This window comes from Mucilaginibacter mallensis, assembly GCF_900105165.1.
GTDB classification, from domain to species: domain Bacteria; phylum Bacteroidota; class Bacteroidia; order Sphingobacteriales; family Sphingobacteriaceae; genus Mucilaginibacter; species Mucilaginibacter mallensis.
The window spans coordinates 3,041,591-3,060,155 of record NZ_LT629740.1; the positions used below are offsets into that span (position 1 = coordinate 3,041,591).

The 18,565-nt window shown below is 41.3% G+C and carries 19 protein-coding genes; 4 read left to right on the forward strand and 15 right to left on the reverse strand.

What is annotated here, in order from left to right:
- Positions 1-19 precede the first annotated feature (19 nt).
- The 4 genes from BLU33_RS12560 to BLU33_RS12575 are packed head-to-tail and all read right to left on the reverse strand — an operon-like array spanning position 20 to position 3,325.
- A complete protein-coding gene (locus tag BLU33_RS12560; RefSeq protein WP_091373161.1) occupies positions 20-493 on the reverse strand; it encodes a phage tail protein in 474 nt (157 codons plus the stop codon).
- Between the two features lie 44 nt (positions 494-537).
- Positions 538-1,911 carry a phage tail sheath family protein gene (locus BLU33_RS12565; protein WP_091373164.1) on the reverse strand — a complete coding sequence of 458 codons (1,374 nt, stop codon included), beginning with the start codon at positions 1,909-1,911 and terminating at the stop codon, positions 538-540.
- 32 nt (positions 1,912-1,943) lie between these two features.
- Positions 1,944-2,681: a hypothetical protein gene (locus tag BLU33_RS12570; protein ID WP_091373166.1), complete on the reverse strand. Its 738-nt coding sequence runs from the start codon at positions 2,679-2,681 to the stop codon at positions 1,944-1,946.
- Positions 2,681-3,325, reverse strand: a complete 645-nt coding sequence (locus BLU33_RS12575) for a DUF4255 domain-containing protein (protein ID WP_091373169.1) — start codon at positions 3,323-3,325, stop codon at positions 2,681-2,683. The genes BLU33_RS12570 and BLU33_RS12575 overlap by 1 nt, the downstream gene beginning before the upstream one ends.
- A gap of 226 nt (positions 3,326-3,551) precedes the next feature.
- Between BLU33_RS12575 and BLU33_RS12580 the strand changes: the two genes are divergently transcribed.
- Positions 3,552-4,622, forward strand: coding sequence for a GlxA family transcriptional regulator (locus tag BLU33_RS12580; protein WP_091373172.1), 1,071 nt, complete (start codon positions 3,552-3,554; stop codon positions 4,620-4,622).
- A gap of 183 nt (positions 4,623-4,805) precedes the next feature.
- Positions 4,806-5,213 carry a hypothetical protein gene (locus tag BLU33_RS12585; RefSeq protein WP_197684497.1) on the forward strand — a complete coding sequence of 136 codons (408 nt, stop codon included), beginning with the start codon at positions 4,806-4,808 and terminating at the stop codon, positions 5,211-5,213.
- 139 nt (positions 5,214-5,352) lie between these two features.
- Here BLU33_RS12585 and BLU33_RS12590 read toward each other — a convergent pair whose 3' ends face one another.
- Positions 5,353-6,366, reverse strand: coding sequence for an AraC family transcriptional regulator (locus BLU33_RS12590; RefSeq protein WP_091373177.1), 1,014 nt, complete (start codon positions 6,364-6,366; stop codon positions 5,353-5,355).
- 261 nt (positions 6,367-6,627) lie between these two features.
- Between BLU33_RS12590 and BLU33_RS12595 the strand changes: the two genes are divergently transcribed.
- A complete protein-coding gene (locus BLU33_RS12595; RefSeq protein WP_091373180.1) occupies positions 6,628-7,023 on the forward strand; it encodes a nuclear transport factor 2 family protein in 396 nt (131 codons plus the stop codon).
- 26 nt (positions 7,024-7,049) lie between these two features.
- Positions 7,050-7,868 carry an alpha/beta fold hydrolase gene (locus BLU33_RS12600; RefSeq protein ID WP_091373184.1) on the forward strand — a complete coding sequence of 273 codons (819 nt, stop codon included), beginning with the start codon at positions 7,050-7,052 and terminating at the stop codon, positions 7,866-7,868.
- A gap of 106 nt (positions 7,869-7,974) precedes the next feature.
- Here the strand turns inward: BLU33_RS12600 and BLU33_RS12605 are convergent, their stop codons facing one another.
- The 10 genes from BLU33_RS12605 to thiS all read right to left on the reverse strand — a co-directional run bounded on the left by BLU33_RS12605 (position 7,975) and on the right by thiS (position 18,529).
- The gene (locus BLU33_RS12605; protein ID WP_157682138.1) at positions 7,975-10,443 is read right to left on the reverse strand and encodes a DUF5686 and carboxypeptidase-like regulatory domain-containing protein; all 2,469 of its coding nucleotides are present in this window, start codon (positions 10,441-10,443) and stop codon (positions 7,975-7,977) included.
- 374 nt (positions 10,444-10,817) lie between these two features.
- Complete coding sequence (locus BLU33_RS12610) at positions 10,818-11,141, reverse strand: RNA recognition motif domain-containing protein (protein WP_091373190.1); 324 nt, start codon at positions 11,139-11,141, stop codon at positions 10,818-10,820.
- 234 nt (positions 11,142-11,375) lie between these two features.
- Positions 11,376-12,209, reverse strand: a complete 834-nt coding sequence (gene thiD, locus BLU33_RS12615) for a bifunctional hydroxymethylpyrimidine kinase/phosphomethylpyrimidine kinase (protein ID WP_091373194.1) — start codon at positions 12,207-12,209, stop codon at positions 11,376-11,378.
- Positions 12,206-13,258: a HesA/MoeB/ThiF family protein gene (moeB, locus tag BLU33_RS12620; protein WP_091373197.1), complete on the reverse strand. Its 1,053-nt coding sequence runs from the start codon at positions 13,256-13,258 to the stop codon at positions 12,206-12,208. Before moeB ends, thiD begins: the two co-directional genes overlap by 4 nt.
- A 2-nt stretch (positions 13,259-13,260) precedes the next feature.
- Positions 13,261-14,376: a 2-iminoacetate synthase ThiH gene (thiH, locus tag BLU33_RS12625; RefSeq protein WP_091373200.1), complete on the reverse strand. Its 1,116-nt coding sequence runs from the start codon at positions 14,374-14,376 to the stop codon at positions 13,261-13,263.
- Positions 14,369-15,136: a thiazole synthase gene (locus tag BLU33_RS12630; protein ID WP_091373203.1), complete on the reverse strand. Its 768-nt coding sequence runs from the start codon at positions 15,134-15,136 to the stop codon at positions 14,369-14,371. The genes thiH and BLU33_RS12630 overlap by 8 nt, the downstream gene beginning before the upstream one ends.
- An 18-nt stretch (positions 15,137-15,154) precedes the next feature.
- Positions 15,155-15,802: a thiamine phosphate synthase gene (locus BLU33_RS12635; RefSeq protein ID WP_091373206.1), complete on the reverse strand. Its 648-nt coding sequence runs from the start codon at positions 15,800-15,802 to the stop codon at positions 15,155-15,157.
- Positions 15,799-16,422 (reverse strand): thiamine phosphate synthase, encoded by a 624-nt coding sequence (locus BLU33_RS12640; protein WP_091373209.1) that lies wholly within the window; start codon positions 16,420-16,422, stop codon positions 15,799-15,801. The genes BLU33_RS12635 and BLU33_RS12640 overlap by 4 nt, the downstream gene beginning before the upstream one ends.
- Positions 16,423-16,425: 3 nt before the next feature.
- The gene (thiC, locus tag BLU33_RS12645) at positions 16,426-18,309 is read right to left on the reverse strand and encodes a phosphomethylpyrimidine synthase ThiC (protein WP_091373213.1); all 1,884 of its coding nucleotides are present in this window, start codon (positions 18,307-18,309) and stop codon (positions 16,426-16,428) included.
- Between the two features lie 16 nt (positions 18,310-18,325).
- Complete coding sequence (gene thiS / locus BLU33_RS12650; RefSeq protein WP_091373217.1) at positions 18,326-18,529, reverse strand: sulfur carrier protein ThiS; 204 nt, start codon at positions 18,527-18,529, stop codon at positions 18,326-18,328.
- Between the last annotated feature and the right edge of the window lie 36 nt (positions 18,530-18,565).

An 18,565-nucleotide genomic window follows, 5' to 3' on the forward strand; every position in this document is an offset into this window, starting at 1 on the left:
CGCAGGGTTATCCTTAGAATCATTTCTCACTCATTTCCAAGCGACTGGCCATCAGCTCCATCGATTCTATTGCAACCTCATTAGAGCTCGCGCTGAAGGATGGTGCCGACAGTTTAACCGGAAATGCATCAATTATTTTCCAGCGCACTACTGATTCGCCCTTCTCATCACACAGGTGCACGGTTAAGTCGCGCTTTTCGGTGCGGTTAAGCTGGGTAGCGTTAATCCAGTTGTAAAGTACCGCCATACTTTTACCCTTTACATAACCTTTTTTAAGCGTGATGTTAAGCGGTTTTGGTGCGCCTGGCATCAGCATAACATTTGGGCCCACGGTGCCTGAGCCAACCGGGCTTTCTTTATAAGTAATGGTTTCGAACGAGCGCTCCAAACCCGAAACTTCTGAAAATGCAATGGTTTCGGTACCGATATCAACTTTGTAATTATATACCGGTAAAGGATAATCCCTTTTTATTTGGTCTTGAGATACTGCCATGTTTATTTTGCTTTAATTGAGATGGTTGGTTGATTGATTAATTTTTAGGCTTCCTGTAGTTTATGCGAGAAACGCAGAATAATAAATTCGGCTGGTCTGCTTGCTGCCACTCCTATTTCTACAATCATGCGGCCTTCCAGAATATCCTGGCTGGTCATGGTAGAACCCAGGCCCACATTTACAAAATAGGCTGCCTGCGGGGTTGGACCAGCCAGCGCGCCCTGCTGCCATAAGCTGTAAAGGAAGCTTTCGATCATGCTTCGTACTTTAAGCCAGGTAGTGGCGTCGTTAGGTTCAAAAACGGCAAAGAAAGTGGCTTTCATCGCAGAGTCTTCAATCATTGAAAATAGCCTGCGTACCGAAATATAACGCCATTCATTATCATTACCGGCCAGGGTGCGTGCTCCCCATACAACAATGCCCTTACCACTAAAGGCCCTTATGGCATTGATGGATTTGCCACCCGTTACGTCAATGTTCATCTTGTCCTGCGCTTCGGTCGTAATCTTAACCGTTGGGGCTATAACCGCGTTCAACGCCACGTTTGCGGGCGCTTTCCAAACACCTCTTTCTGCATCAACAGCGGCATATACGCCGGCAATTGCAGCCGAAGGAGGTAACACTACGCTGTACTGCGGCGATGCAAGCTCGAGTTTAATGGCATTGTAAAGTCCGGTATCTGCAGTTAAAAATGCTGAAAGATCTTTATCTTTCAGCTCGGCACCCTTAAACGTTACATTTTTATCAGTAAACTCATAGGATAAAGAAGTACGCAGATGTGGAAAATAAGCTGCGCCATATTTCAGATATGTAGCCATTTTTTCCCTAAATGCTTTAAATGCAGCTTCAATAGTAACACCTGCTGCCGGTTGCGGCACATCCAATATGCAGAACCTGTTTTTAAAACCGCTGCAATGCTTTAAGGCTTCCTGGCACAGGGTGTAATATTGTTCAGCACCCAGGTCGGCAGCTTCAGATAAGACTAACAACGTGGGTTCTTCTTCAGCAGCCAGTGCAGTTAACCCGTCTGTAAAACTATCCTTTGCTTTTGCGGTAACTTTATCAGTACCAAAGTTGCCTACCGAAACAATATAGCAACTGCTGCCGCCATTTCTAAAATAAAGGTCGAGCGCGTAATACAATTTGTGTACCGGCGGAGTTGCGGTTACACTGCGCAGCGCATTGTCGGAATAAGTAATTTCAAATTTTGCCTGCTGTGGCCCGCCAAAGTACTGCCTGAATTCCAGCATATTGCTGATACGTGTGGGTACTAAGTTAAGGCTATTAGCGATGCCATTGTTTGAAGCCTTTTCGGTATAACCTAAAAAAGCCGGGATTGCTGTTGAAGCCTGTGCAATTGAGGGCGGGAGCGTTGAAATCTCTTCAACGTAAACACCTGGAGTTGAGTATGCTGCCATATTGTTGTTTTTAGAGGGATTGCAAGGTATGGTTAAAGGTTAATAATGGTTATGCCGCCATTTCCGGGACGTGGGTTTGGTAAATGACTTATCATGGTTGTATTATTTTCAGGATTTTTTAGTTTGATGTTTCTTAGTCCGCGGTTGCTTAGCGGTATTTCTTTTTCCGATTCAAAAACAGCGACCCCGGCATTCGGAAAACGCGTGGTCAGTGAAGTATAAACCGGATCTGATTGGGGTTTATCATTTTGTTCAAAGGCAATGGACTGAAAACTACCGTCAACAACTGCCTGCACGTCAGGCTGTGCTGAAATTATATAATATTTCCATTTTAATTTTATAGGCTGAAAATTAACAGCAAACACGGCAGAGGCTGTAACATTAGCATTTATGCTGATGGCTCCAAACACATTGGCATCACCGGGCAAATCCAAATCTTTTCTAGCAACAACCGAAAGCTGCAGATCGGAGCCCTTTTTGTTGGTGAACAGGTAAAACTGGTCTTGCGTTGTCGGCGGGAAATTGGTATAGGTTAAAAAGCATTGGTCTTTACATTGAAGCAGAAAATCAAAAGATATTTTTTTGGGTAAGGTGCTGTTTATGGGTGCGTTTGAGTAGATCACCAACGGAAATCCTTTGTCCTGGCGCAATCCGTATTGTTTCATCAGGCTCTTGCATGTTTCTGTTGGAAAAATTCCAAACAGTTCAGGGGTAACCAGACCGAAATAGTCATGCCTGAAATCAATACTGATTACTTTGCGAAGAATCATTAGATGCTTTGTAAACTATTTTTAAGGTCAGATACACCACTAGTTAACGCTATTGACACCTCGTCTTCAAAAGCAAGCATGCTTACTTTATATAGCACAGAGGGTTGATAAGGTGATTTGAGTGAGTTCCATAACTCGCTCCGCTCGCCGAACGACATTGTTTGCAGTTCTAATCTTATCTTATCAATATTAGGTGGCAGATCTGGAGCAGAGTATTGATCGAATAAATTATTGGTTTGAAAAAAACTGATGATCAGCGACATGAATTTCATGGTTTGCTCATAATTGGAGAAACGAATAACAAAAAGCACCATTAAATTCAAATAGATTGCCGGGCTACCCCCTATTTTCACATTGTCTCTGATTACCCCTTCAAACCTGTTTGCATTCCTTATTTGCTTTTCTTCTTCATAATTAACTAAAATAGGGACAACAGAATTAACGGGAAATTGCGCCGGATCAAGATTTGCGCCGTCAGGAAAAAAAACTTTATCTTCAAGCGTACCGGTTTTTAGGCGGCAATAATCGTTAAGCTTATCTCTAAGCAAAACCAATATATCATTAATCATTGGTGAAAGTGTGATAGGTTTATCATTATTTAATAATACAGGGAGTTTTAAATAACTTTCTATAAACCTATACATTGAAAGTTTAATTTCCAAGCAATCAAAGAAATAATTTAAGATTTAGCGAGTGCTGCTGTCATTGGTGTTTTATGCTTGGTCTTTCAACTTGTTAAATACAAGCCATTTTTGCAGGCCCACGCTTTGTATCGCTCGCCAACTAACACATTTAGCTCCGTTATAAAATGGCCCGAATTGTATAATTTATGTCCTTTGAGACCTTGTTATATTACTTTATTTTTGTATTATGAATCACGAAAGATCTGAATCTGATTGCCAAAGCAAAAAGAAGCAAGTGGTCATTGTTGCAATGTCCGGTAATACGTTACTTAATTTTGCCGGTCCTGCTGACGTGTTTACTTTTGCGAATAAATGCCTATCTTCATCCACGGATGGTTATGATGTTATTGTCGCATCACCTACATCAAATAAGAAAGTTAATACTTCATCAGGTCTTGAAATTCATTGTCAAAGTTGTGTAATGGATATTACCACACCTATTGATACTTTGATCATCGCTGGAAATGATTTTGTGGAACTATCAAACCCGACTAACAATGGTTTTTATCAATGGCTGTCTAAACTCACTGAACAAAATACCCGAAGAATCGGCTCAGTTTGCGGCGGTGCATTTTCGTTGGCAAAAGCAGGGCTGTTAAATGGGAAAAAGGCAACAACACACTGGGATTTGAGTGAGCGATTAAAGAAGGCTTATCCATTAGTACATGTCGACTCCAATGCCTTTTTTATGAACGACGGTAATATTTATACTTCCGGCGGGGTATCGTCAGGGATAGACCTGGCACTGGCACTGGTTGAAGAAGACTACGGTAAGGACATTGCAATAACGGTAGCAAGAAAATTGGTTTTTTACCTGAGCAGACCAGGTTTTCAAACACAATTTGGCAATTTACTTCCTATTTACGAGAGTTCTAATATTGCTGAAAGATTAAAGAGCTGGTTTACCGAGCACTTACACGAGCCATTGGATCTGGCGAGAATTGCCGATCATTTAAACATGAGCAGGCGCAACTTTACACGCGTTTTCCATAAGCAAACGGGCATCTCCCCTGCCAAATTTATTGAGAAACTCCGGGTAGAAACTGCACGAAAATACCTGGAAGATACGGATATACCTCTTGAAAGAATTGCGGAGTTATGCGGACTGGGAAACCTCATCTCGATGCGCCGGACATTTTTAAGGCATTTAATGACCACGCCGTCTTATTATCGGCGCACTTTCAGGACTGCACTTAAAGATAATGGAATTGAAGAGCTGCTTCGCACCAATTTAACTGGCGCCATGAACAGCGTTTAAGTAAAGATCTTAAAGATATTTTTAAACATGTGCACATTTTCAGCAACATGTTAGGGCTTTGCTTTGTATTTAAAATACCTTATCGGGTGATCGATAATGACAATAAATGAAAAACACATAAATTAATATAAACAACATGAAAATAGCAATAAATGGATTTGGCCGTATCGACCGCATAAAGATTTGCGCAGAGCCCGTGCAGCATCTTATTCAATTATCCCTACTACTACAGGTGCTGCCAAAGCAATTGGCGATGTGCTGCCAAACTTAAAAGGCAAACTTGATGGTTATTCTTACCGTGTTCCGGTAATTGATGCGTCTATCGTTGATTTGTCGATTAATTTAAAGAAAGAGGTATCTGTCGATGAGTTAAACAGCCTGCTCAAAAGCTATGCTGAAAATTCACTAAAGGGCATCATGGAGTACACGGAAGAGCAGTTTGTATCGTCGGACATACTGGGAAATACGCATTCCTCAATTGTGGACGGAAGCCTTACTAAAACAATAGGTAAATTGGTTAAAGTTGTTGCCTGGTATGACAACGAAGTGGGGATCTCTAACAGGATAGCTGAATTGGTATCCAAGCTATAAGCGTCGTAAATTTTATCCCGGCAATAAGATGAAAGTAAGCTAACTTACGGTTAGCTTACTTTCATCTTATTGTCGGCTATTCTCTTAGGGCTGATACTCCTGTTCAGCAAACGGATGGACAAATCTGATTTATCCCTGATCATTGCGCTAGCTGCGACTTCATGTACTGCCCCGGGGTAATTCCCATCCATCGTTTAAAGGTCCTTGTAAAGGCGCTTAGTTCATTATAGCCGAGCAGATAGGAAACCTGTTTAAGGGGAACGTTTCCTGCCTTCAGGTAACTAATGGCCAGATTTTTACGAACCTCATCTGTAATCTGCTGAAAATTGACACTTTCTTGTTTCAGCTTCCGCTGCATTGTCCTGGGGCTCATGTCAAAATTCGCAGCGATATCTTCCAGCGAAACCATGCCCAAATAAGAATTGGCCATCAGATAACTATAAATGCGCCCTTGAAAGGTTTCCCCTTTAGGTCCTTTGTTGTCTTCAGGGGCTATTTTTTGAAGCAAGGCTTGCTGTAATTCATAATTTGCCGTGATGATGGGCTCATTCCAAAAGATCTTATTCAGATCAATGGCGAATATCCCTGCATTAATAGAAATTTCACACCTTGCCACACGATTAAATTCTTTGGTATATTCAGTTTTTAATCCATAGCGAAAAACCAAAGGCCTGATCTTTTGTAATAACAGCCCATCCAGTTCGTGAATAGTAAAGACCATCAGCAGGTGAAGCATTTGTAAAGTTACCGGAGATTGTTGCCAATCCGGTGATACCGGTACAAAATGAATCGTAAACAGATCTTCTGCTGCCGTGATCTGCATATTAAAGTCGGCGGTGATCAAATGAACCAGTGAGGCTGCGATGCTAATCGCTTCGCCTACTGTCCGGCTGCTTTTTATAACTTCACCAACAACACCGAGTGCAACCAGTTGTAAGGACTCCCCAAAATGTAATCCGAACAGTGAATCTCCGCTTAGCTGCATCGCGTTAAGCCAAACATCATTTACTTGCTTTTTTGAAAGTGGTTTTGCGGCGTCGCTTAAGTCGGCCATCGTAATGTTGGATAACCTGCAAATTCTTTCCACTGACAGATCTCGCTGAGCCGCATAGGCCAGTAAGCTTAATATCAATCTTTTTTGCTGGTCTTCCATTGCTTTAAAATTTAACGAATATACATTGGCAGTCAGTAAAAATCAAGAGATGTCGCGATATGGTAAATGAATGTCGTTCAAAGTTTTCATTAACAAAAGGAGTTTAAAATAGTAGCTCAATAGATTGTCGCAAAATGGACAATCACTGTCGCTTAATGGTAATAGCCAATATTACTAAGCTGCGGATATTTGCTTAACGAAAAGGACGAATATCCTTAAGAAAAGTTAAGTCCATTTAATAACAATTTAAAATCAGAAAAAATGAAAAACGAAGCAAAAGAAGTAGCAATCGACTTTTTAACAGCAGTAAAGACAGGCGACAATGCTAAACTAGCAGAATTATTACATCCGGCAATCAGGTGGAACCAACCCGGAAACAACAGCGTATCAGGCCTGAAAAGTTCCAATATGGAAGTTTTCGGGATGGTAGGAAAAATGTTCGAACTTTCAGCAAACAGCCTGCGGTTATCCGAAATCAAATCGGTTAGTGTGAATGGTAGCAAAGTAGCCTGCCTGCTCAGCTGGACTGCAACCAAACCTTCCGGTGAAAGCCTGGAAGTGGATAATACCGATGTATATACTGTTGAGAACGGCCAGATCATTGCCGCCGAGATCTTCTCAGCAGATATCGACGCAGAAAACCTGTTTTGGAACTAATTTAACTATAACGAAAGGAAAATGTCATGTCATTTATTAAAGCAGAAGACGGAACAAATTTATTTTATAAAGATTGGGGTAAAGGCCAGACTATACTCTTTGTTCATGGCTGGTGTATTAACAGCGATTCATGGGAATATATAATGAACAACCTTGCCCGCAAAAATTATAGATGTGTTGCCTATGATCAGCGTGGCTGCGGCCGCTCAGACCAGCCATGGGATGGCTATGACTTTAAAACGCTGGCCAGTGATCTTGCCAGGCTAATTAACGAACTTAAACTGGATGATATAATTCTTGTTGGCCATTCTATGGGATGTGGTGTAATAAGCCAGTACCTGGCAGATAATAATGATGCAAAAACCAAACGTGCAGTCCTGATCGGAGGCACCATACCGTTCCTGCTAAAAACTGACAATAACGAGGATGGTATTGATGAAATCTATCTTGATCAGGCTATCACTTTTATGCAAAAGGACAGGCCCGCATACATCCGGTCTATCGTTGGGGGATTTTTTGATTTGTCAGCCGAAAATTGCAAGGTAACAAATGATCTTACGGAATGGGGAATTAGCATCACCTTACAAGCCTCTATGCAGGCAAGCATCGAAATGTTAAGAACAGGGGTGAAAACAGACCTGCGTGAAGTACTGAAAACAATTAATATCCCGGTATTATTACTGCACGGTACTAAGGACGAAAGCTGCCCGCTGGAACTTACCGCCAAAAAAGCACAAAAGCTTTTTAAAGACTGCCAGTTAAAAATTTATGAAGATCAGCCACATGGCATGTACATGATGGATACCGAAAGAATAAACGCAGACATTATCTCATTTGTCAGTTAATTATAAGCGTGTGATTTATACAGATCGTTTCTATCGCTTTATTGTTAAAATGTGGCAAAACCGCTGGTTTTGCCACATTTTAACATTGCTTTTGTTTATATCCCATTTAAAAATCAAGCGTAAAACTAAACTTTATACCATAAGGCGAAATACCCGGATGATCAAGATAGTCAAATCTTCTGATTAAGTCTATACGCAATATCTTGAAGATGTTTCCTATACCTGCACCAGCTTCCAGGTAGGGTGTATTACCCAGTGCATAGGTACCATTTGAGCCATTTGAACCTGTCGGGAACTGATATAGATCTTTTGAATACAAGGGATTGTTCTCCGTACGTAAGCCACCATACAATGCTTTAAAAGAAAGGTATTCCCGCCATTTCAGATGCTTTATTAAGGGAATTTTATTCAGAAAAAATCCATTAAAGCTTTGTGTAAAGTTTATCCCCACATAATGATCACTTACAAATTCCAGGTAGTCCATCTTATTATAAGCATTGGGATCATAAGCAATGGATTGGTTGGCTGGACTAATGCTCAGCAATGGAAACGGTACCTTACCGGTTATAAGGCTGCCCAACATGGTAACATCTGAATAACCTAATTGCGAAAAATAAAACCGCTTGTAAATATTAGCGTAAATATTGTTGTAAGTATAAGACCCGTTAAGTACACCTTTAAGGCCATGATTAAACTGCAGATTAAAAATCGGGTACTTGCTGTGAATGCTATGTCTTTGCTGGGTTCCCTCTATAATCTGTTCATGAGGAGCATATCTTAATCCCAGGTCAATTTCGGTGGTAGTTAAATTATGTACAATGGTATTATCCGGGTCATTGAGCTCATATACCAACGTGCCTGCAGCCTGCTGGTTCCAGTTTCTGAAAGCCAGGTTATATGAAAGGTGATTTTCAAAATCCTTTACATAAGCAAAGGAGAAGATCTTATTATATATCCAATAATCTGTTTTTCCTGTACTGAATGACGACAATGCCTCTTGTTCATTAGTAATAGCAAATGTTTGTCCGGGCAAGTTAACATCATATAAATAGCTTACTTTAAAATAATCATTTGGGAAGCGGTACGAGGGGGTTTTATTGAGTGAAAAGTAGGTGTTGAGATCATATTTAAGCTGTTTATCTTTTGTGCCATAGGCTGTATAACCTTCCAGGTAAATGGTTTGATCAAATTTGGGAGTAGTTCTTCCCCCTACCTGTAAACGTACGCCTTCCTGGTTATTAAATGAAAAGAAAGAACCGATCGGGCCTATTTGTACCTTCCCTACGTCTGCATATCCTCCTGTAAGTGTAGAAGCTATCCACGTGGCTGTTTTAAAGGAGGACATATTTTCAAGCCGGTTGATGCGGGCATAAAAATGGTTCTGTTCACTGGTTAAAGTGTCAGTTCGGTGTTGTACCCAATAACTGGTATCTGACTGCTTGGAATTTACAGCTGATTGTAAGCTTTTTCCCTCATAAAATACAGCAGGGAGAGGCGCATTTAATTTATAGTTTGAGTAAACTACCGTTCGCTCTCCAAAAACACCCGCCCCCCTATCTTTAAATATCCCAAAATCAGCATCTACATTACTTTTGGTCAGATAAAAACGCCCATTAGGATACTGCTTAAAATCCAGCCTGATCTTCAGGCTGCGCATAAAATTGATATTGATCTGCTTATTTACATTTAATTCACAGGATTCTACTGCATAACGACCATCCAGCGTAACCCGTAACTTACCTTCAAATAAAAGATCACCTTTATTGCGTGGTGTAAAACTTAATTCAACCAATTTTTCTTTACCGTTTTGTATGGTATCGGTAATAAAGAATTTATAAAAATCAGGAGCATGATCTGCAATAGGGCTCAGAAACTGGTTTGTTATGATAAATACATTATTGTCATAGATATCTATATTATTACCGTAAAGGCGGTTAAGGTATATATCCAGGCCTGCCGTATCTACAAACTTGATGATATTTATTCCCTTTTCAGCCAATAATACCTGTATAGATTTTTCCGGGGCTTTGCGAAAATAATTTTGATATAGCTTTTCAGTAAAGAAAACCGGCATCGAGGTTTGTACCTGCCCGTTTATGACTGTGGTGCTATCCAGCATGAATTTGTACTTGCTGAAAAAATGACTGTTGGTTAGTTTTGGTGACAGATTAAATAAGGATAAACCAATGCGCTCATAGCGATCATATTGCAGATAATCTGTGCTTTCCATACGGTTTTGATTTTTATGATCAATGACCTGTTGAATCAATTCAACGGCAGGATTGCCTTTATTTCTGTATCTTTTACTTTTACCCGAGTTTATAACTACTTCTTTAAGTTGGGTTTGACTAGGTTTGAGCTTAACATTGATAGTATTATTCTGGCCACCATTTATTGCCTTAACCACCTTTTGGTAGCCTTCAGAAGAAAATGTAATATGCGTAAATGACCCTGGTGCGCCTAAACTGAATTTGCCCTCATTATCAGTATTGGTACCGATATTACTACCGGTGAATTTAACATTTACGTATGCGAGGGGCTGACCAGAAAACTCGTTGGTGACCCGACCATTCACCTGGGTAAATTTCGAGTTTGGCGGTAATTTATTAATTACTGTATCATGAGTAGCTTTTAAGCTATCCTTTTTCTGCGCTGTACAATATAATGGAAGTATAATAGTGACAAAGCATATAATTTTTTTACAGTGATTGAAATGATTATGATTTAAATACCTGAAAATTATTAACCAGGGTTTACCTGAGTATATCAGGGAATGGAAACGCTGTATCAATTGGAATAAATAAATAGTGAACAAAAAAAAATCAGGTAATTATTCTTCCATATAAACAATAGGCTATACATTATAAATGTAAGTTTAAATTCTGTATTAATCCTGAATTAAAAACTATTTTATATAGGTAAACTCTCGTTAAGATTAATCAGCATAGATCAGGAAAGTGGTCGCCGCGGCCTTTTCTTTCTTTGCGGGTCGCCCGGTTTTGATAACCGGACATAGGCTTTAACAGGTGGTTCATCAGCAACGATATTGAGCTTCAGTTCCCGTCCCTGCATTTCTGCGCCGTTTAAAGCAGCCACAGCATTTTCAGCACCATCAGTTTCCAGCATTTCAATAAAAGCATAGCCTTTACATTGATTTGTTTTTTTATCGCGCACGATTTTAATGGTGCTGACCGTGCCATAAGGCGCCACCAACTGCACCAGTTCCAGTTCTTTAATGTCCAGCGGAAACCCGCCGATAAACAATTTGGTCATTTTGTACCTATAAACTTTTAATTAAACCTGGGTTATCTTTTATTCAACATTTATTGCTCAAATATGCTAACATAAATGGGATTAGAAAATAAATATCCAACTAGCTAACGGCCAACCGGGTCTTTTAGTTCCCAGAGACACCTGCATATCATACCTGCTTTTAACTTTAATACCAAAATTAGGGAATCAGGTGCTCTATTGCTCCATATGTAGAAAGCTTCTTATCAGACGCCTTCAATCCATTTCATATTTTACTAGTTTTTGAGGATCAAAAAAATGGTTCAGCGGGCCATGGCCTTCCCCGGTTTTAACATCTTTACCCTGTTCAATCGCATTTTGAATATATATTTTACTTTTTGATATCGACTGATCCTGGTCATTGCCCAACGCGATAAAGGATGCAATAGCAGATGACAGGCTGCATCCTGTACCATGTGTATTGATGGTATTTATTTTTTTTGAGCTGTAAACATATTCAACACCATTTCGGTCCAGGTAGACATCAAACAGATCAACGCCTTTTAAATGCCCCCCTTTGATCAGTACCGAATACGAGCCATATTGCATAATTCGTACCGCAGCCGCTTTCATGTCATCAATAGTTTTAATTTCCATATCGGCCAGTATCGCTGCTTCGTCCAGGTTGGGGGTAATCATTTGAGCTAAGGGAAAAAGCACCTTTTTAAATATTGCTATCGTATCTTTTGCTACCAAATGATCCCCACTGGAAGCCACCATAACCGGGTCAAAAACAACCGGTACATCCCGATAATCACTTAAAGCTTCGGCAATACCTATGGCCAGTGCTGCGCTGTACACCATACCTATTTTGATGGCCGAGGGTTTTAGGTCATCCATTACCGCTTTGATCTGTGATTTGACAAACTCAACCGGTATAGGATATATACTGCTAACACCTAAGGTATTTTGAGCAGTAATAGCGGTAATGGCAGTAGTGCCAAAACAACCTAATGAGCTTATGGCCTTCAAATCGGCTTGTATACCAGCCCCACCCCCACTATCTGATCCGGCAATGGTTAATACAACCGGGTATTTATATTTACTCATACTCCATCACCCCCGTTTTTTAAACTGTACATTTTCCCCTTGTATAAGGGTTTTAGCAATTGGATAGCCATTTTACTCCGTTGACCCGATTGACAGCAGAATACCAACTTTTTATCGCTCGGTAAGACTGCGATATGATCCTGCAATTCATATAAAGGGATATTTATTCCGCCGATATTGTAATCTTCAAACTCATAACTTTCACGCACATCTACCAGATATATTTCACCAGGAACTTCAGAAAGCCATTTCTTTAGTTCAGCAATTGTTATTTCATTAGAGGTGGCCGTGGCTGTTATATGGTTGTCTGCTGCTTTAGCTTGTTTTTGCGGTTTCCCAACTTTAAAAATACTGGTCGAATTATCCAGCGCGTTAATGGTCATCAATTTACCGGATAAGGTTTCACCAATACCGCAAATAATCTTAATCGCTTCATTAGCCATATAGGTACCGATTATTCCAGGTAATATACCCAACACACCAATCTCAGCACAATTAGGCACTTCATCGGCAGGTGGTGCTTCGGGAAATACATCCCGGTAATTGGTGCCGCCCTGATAGTTAAATACGGAAACATGACCCTCAAACTTGAAAATGGAGCCAAATACAAGCGACTTATTTAAAGTCACACAGGTATCATTTACCAAATAGCGAGTCTCAAAATTATCCGACCCATCAATCACCAGGTCATAATCTTTACAGATCTGTTCGGCATTGCTTGCAGAGAAACGTTCAATAAAAGCAGTTATATTAGTATGTGGATTGAGTATACCCAGCTTTTCCTTAGCTACCTGAGCTTTATATTTACCTATATCAGCTGTGGAATATAAGATTTGTCGGTGCAGGTTACTCAGGTCTGCCATATCATCGTCAACAATCCCTATGGTGCCTACACCGGCTGCTGTAAGGTATTGCAATATGGGGCAACCTAAACCACCGGCACCAATCATCAGCACTCTGGCGTTCTTTAGTTTTTCCTGCCCGGTTAAACCAAATTCAGGCAATATGATCTGCCTGCTATACCGCTTTAATTCTTCAGTTGTTAACATGCTTATTGTGCTAAACTGTTATCCCAATCTTTCCAAACAGGCTCGTAGCCTTGTGATCTGATCACCTGGGCAATTTCTCCCGGGCTGCGCTCATCGCTGATCTCAAACTGTTCAAGCGATTCAGGTTCAACCGCATATCCGCCAGGGTTGGTTTTTGATCCGGCGCTGATGGAGGTTATACCTAATTTAATAATATTGTTCCGAAAGTTCTCAGATTCCCGTGTCGACATCGAGAGCTCTACCTCTTCGTTAAAGATTCTGTAAGCGCAGATCAATTGCACCAGTTCCCGGTCGCTCATTTCTACCTTTGGTTCTAAACCTCCGCTAAATGGTCTTAATCGAGGGAAAGAGAGGCTATATTTACTTTGCCAGTAATTTTTCTCCAGGTAATTCAGGTGGACTGCCGTAAAAAAACAATCAGTTCGCCAGTCTTCCAATCCTATCAAAACCCCCAAACCCATTTTATGAATACCTGCCTGCCCCAGGCGGTCTGGTGTCTCCAACCGGTATTGAAAATTTGATTTTTTCCCTTTTGGATGGTGTTTTTTATAATCTTCCTGATGGTAGGTTTCCTGATAAACCAGTACTGTATTTAAACCGTAAGGTGTTAATTGCCGGTAATCTTCCAGGTCCAGCGGCTGAACCTCCATCGAGATATGCGCGAAATGCGGTCGGATCAGGTCGAGCACTTTTCTAAAATATGCTACATTAACGGTTTCGTTATCTTCTCCGGTAACCAACAACACATGGTCATATCCCATATCCTTAATAACGGCAATTTCCTGCATGATCTCCATGGGCGCAAGCGTTTTTCGCTTCACCTTGTTATCATAGCTAAAACCGCAATAGGTGCAAATATTCTTACACTCGTTTGAGAGATAAAGCGGCACATACATTTGTATTACTTTGCCAAAGCGCTTCAGCGTTAATTGCTGACTGATACCTGCCATTTGCTCCAGGTATGGTGCTGCAGCAGGTGATATCAGGGCTTTAAAGTCTTCCAGTGTACGTTTGTTAGCAGCCAATGCCTGTTCTACATCCTGCCCTGTTTTGGCATAGATACCCGCTTTGGTTTCATCCCAATCAAATGATTTAAAAATATCGGTAAAACTATTCATCTAAAAACGAGGTTAGGGGGCTGCTTGCTACAGCATGGGTTACCGGTAAAGCCAGTTTAGCTTCAAAAGCCATACGGCCTGCTTCTACAGCCATTTTAAATGCTGCTGCCATTTGTGCCGGATTGCCTGAAACAGCAATAGCGGTATTCACCAGCACCGCATCCGCGCCAATTTCCATGGCCCAGGCAGCATCAGATGGCGAACCTATGCCTGCGTCGACAATTACAGGGACATTACTCTGGCTGATGATGATCTCTAAAAAATCTATAGTTTTTAATCCTTTATTACTGCCTATCGGCGATCCTAAGGGCATTACTGCCGAGGTGCCTGCATCTTCCAGTCGCTTACATAATACCGGGTCAGCATGGATATAAGGTAATACAATAAAACCCAATTTTGCGAGCTCTTCTGTAGCTTTTAGTGTTTCAATAGGATCAGGCATTAAATACTTAGGATCGGGGTGTATCTCCAACTTGATCCAATTGGTTTCTAAGGCTTCTCTTGCCAGTTGCGCCGCAAATACAGCTTCTTTAGCTGTTCTCACACCTGATGTATTGGGCAATAGGTTAATATGCGGATATTTCAAGCGGATCAGCAGATCATCCTGATCGTTATTTTTTAGATCCACACGTTTTAATGCAACGGTTACCAGTTCTGATCCTGAAGCCAATAGCGCTTCTTCCATCAAAACAGAAGAACTGAATTTACCGGTACCGGTAAACAAACGGGAATTAAAGATCTTGTCGGCTATTTTTAACATTTTTCTTGATACTTAGCTTTAAATAACCTGCGTTAAGGCTGATGTGTTTACTTGCTGATAAATTTGTTTTACAATTTGCTCACGGTTATCCGAAAAGGTGATAGCGCCCGATATAGCCACGCCATAAAGCCCGGTTTGCATTATTGCAGCAACATCTTCATATAAAATACCGCCAATAGCAATAACAGGTATTTTAATATTGGCAGCAACCATTTGCTCAGCAAGCTTTTCATATCCGCTTAAACCCACAATCGGACTTAGCTTTTCTTTAGTTGTTGTAAACCTGTAAGGGCCGCAGCCTATATAGTTAACCCCTTCATCTACCCTTTGCTGTATATGCTGAAAGGTATTTGCCGTACCACCGATGATCATTTTATCGCCAACAATTCGCCTTGCCTCAGCTATAGGCATATCCTGCAAACCCAGGTGTACACCATAGGCTCCAGCCGCTAATGCTATTTCAGGATGATCATCAACAATTAGTTTAGCACCATGTAGCTTGCACAATTTATTGGTCGTTATGGCATATTCCAGGATCACATTGGCTGGCTGGTTCTTTACCCGGAGCTGTATCCATTTGCAGCCCGCCTCTAATGCTTGCTGAATAGCGGTTAGATGTGATCCGTTTTCAGCTTGTTGTGATATATAGTGTAGTTTATCAATCATTGTATAGGTGTATTATTATAATTAAACAGACACGCTTCTTTTAACTGACGAAAGCCCTCTGGTGCCTTGTGTGGCTCATTCCAAAGCATACCCAGCACGGCTGCGCCATCAAATCCCATATTTTTTATCCTTATCAAATTGCATGCTTCCACGCCGCCTAAAGCAATCACCTTAGTTTTAATATTTGTTTTATCCAGCTTAAAATCTGCAGGTAGTTTACTTTGATAACCAGGCTTGGATATACTATTAAATACGGGCCCATAAAAAGCATAATCAAAGTGTGTTAATACCGGTAATATTGAAATATCATGGATTGAAGTACTTAAAATAAACCCATCATCCACCTTTGATTGCAATTGCTGTTGGTTTAATCGGATACGGGCCAATTCTGTATAATGCAATCTTTTGATACCATACTCAGGCCCTATTTCATGGAATTGATGCAGCGAAATACGACCATAATATCGCGGTGCTATCCCGTTGATCAGTTCCCTTACCGTTTGAATGTCGCTTTCAGGCTTGCGGATATGGAAGTATTTCAACCCCGATTGAAACAGGTTGTTGACAATGATACTTTCATCGGCAATAGGGCCCGAATTTGAAATAACGATCAGTTCCATATTTTACAAATAGATTTCGCTGCCCTTTTGCAAAAACTCTTTCGACTTTTCTTCCATTCCTTTTGATAACGCGTCAGTTTCGCCCATGCCATTTTCTTTGGCGTAGTCGCGCACATCCTGCGTGATCTTCATCGAGCAGAAATTCGGGCCGCACATGGAGCAAAAGTGAGCGATCTTGGCACCGTCAGCAGGCAAGGTTTCGTCATGAAACTCCCTTGCAGTGTCGGGATCAAGCGAGAGGTTGAACTGGTCTTCCCACCTGAACTCGAAACGGGCTTTACTTAACGCGTTATCGCGGTACTGTGCCCCGGGATGCCCTTTGGCAAGGTCGGCCGCATGGGCAGCAATTTTATAGGTGATCACACCATCCTTAACATCTTTTTTATTAGGTAGCCCCAAATGCTCTTTGGGTGTTACATAGCAAAGCATAGCCGTTCCGAACCAACCGATCATCGCCGCACCGATAGCCGAGGTAATATGATCGTAACCCGGTGCAATATCCGTAGTTAATGGACCTAATGTATAAAATGGCGCTTCGCCGCAGTGTGCTAATTGCTTATCCATATTTTCCTTAATCATATGCATGGGTATATGGCCGGGGCCCTCTATAATGGTTTGCACATCATGTTTCCAGGCAATCTTGGTCAGTTCGCCCAGCGTTTCCAATTCGCCAAACTGTGCGGCATCATTTGCATCGGCAATACAACCAGGCCTAAGCCCATCACCCAATGAAAATGCTACATCATAAGCTTTCATTATCTCACAGATCTCTTCAAAGTGGGTATATAGGAAATTCTCCTTATGATGCGCTAAACACCATTTAGCCATAATGGAACCACCGCGCGATACAATCCCCGTAATGCGTTTAGCCGTTAACGGCACGTAACGTAGTAATACCCCCGCGTGGATGGTAAAATAATCAACACCCTGCTCGGCCTGCTCAATGAGTGTATCCCTGAAAAGTTCCCAGGTCAGGTCTTCTGCCTTTCCGTTCACTTTTTCCAAAGCCTGATAAATGGGCACAGTACCAATGGGCACAGGTGAATTACGGATCACCCATTCACGGGTTTCATGAATATTTTTGCCGGTGGATAAGTCCATAATGGTATCAGCGCCCCAGCGGCAGGCCCATACGGTTTTTTCTACCTCTTCTTCAATACTTGAAGTAACGGCCGAATTGCCAATATTAGCGTTGATCTTAACCAGGAAATTACGCCCAATGATCATCGGTTCGCTTTCGGGGTGATTAATGTTTGATGGTATTACCGCTCGTCCTGCAGCTACTTCAGCACGCACAAATTCAGGTGTGATATAACCTTTTGGGGTATTAGCACCGAAACTATGCCCGGGGTGCTGATGAGCCATAACATCATATTGCCCGTTCAATTGTTCTTTCAATAAGTCAATACGCTGGTTTTCACGAATGGCGATATATTCCATTTCGGGTGTAATGATTCCCTTTCGGGCATAATGCATCTGTGACACATTCATGCCGGGCAAAGCTCTATATGGTTTACTGATGTGCGTAAACCTTAACGTATCCAATTTTTGGTCATTGGCACGCAGGTTCCCATAGTCGGATGAAATCCCATCTAATTGCTCTACATCTCCGCGATCAATTATCCATTGCTCACGTAAGCGCGGCAAACCTTGTTTTACATTAATTTCTATGTCGGGATCGGTAAAGGGACCACTGGTGTCATAAATAGTTACCGGCGCATTAGGTTCCGTTTCGCCAAACCTGCCATGGAGTTTGGTTTCGCTCAGGCTAACTTCACGCATCGCAACTTCAATGTTATGAATTTGTCCTTTTACATACACTTTGCGTGATGCCGGAAATGGGGTACGGCTAATTACTTGTCCGTCTGGAATTTTTTCTGTTTTCATAAGTAGTTTTTATGTTTTATCCGCCTTGGGTTGCTTTGATGATAGTGATAGTATCGCCGGATTGTAATTGGCAGGTTTGCCAGTTGTTTTTAGGAATGATCTCCTGATTAACTGCAATTGCGATGCCCTTGGCTGGCTGCAAAAAAACAGTGTCAAGCATCTGCTGCAGAGAGCAGGCTTCGGAAACGGAATAACTTTGTTGATTTACGGTGATGTCCATCCAGTTTAATTTTTAAACAATAGGAATGGACCCGTA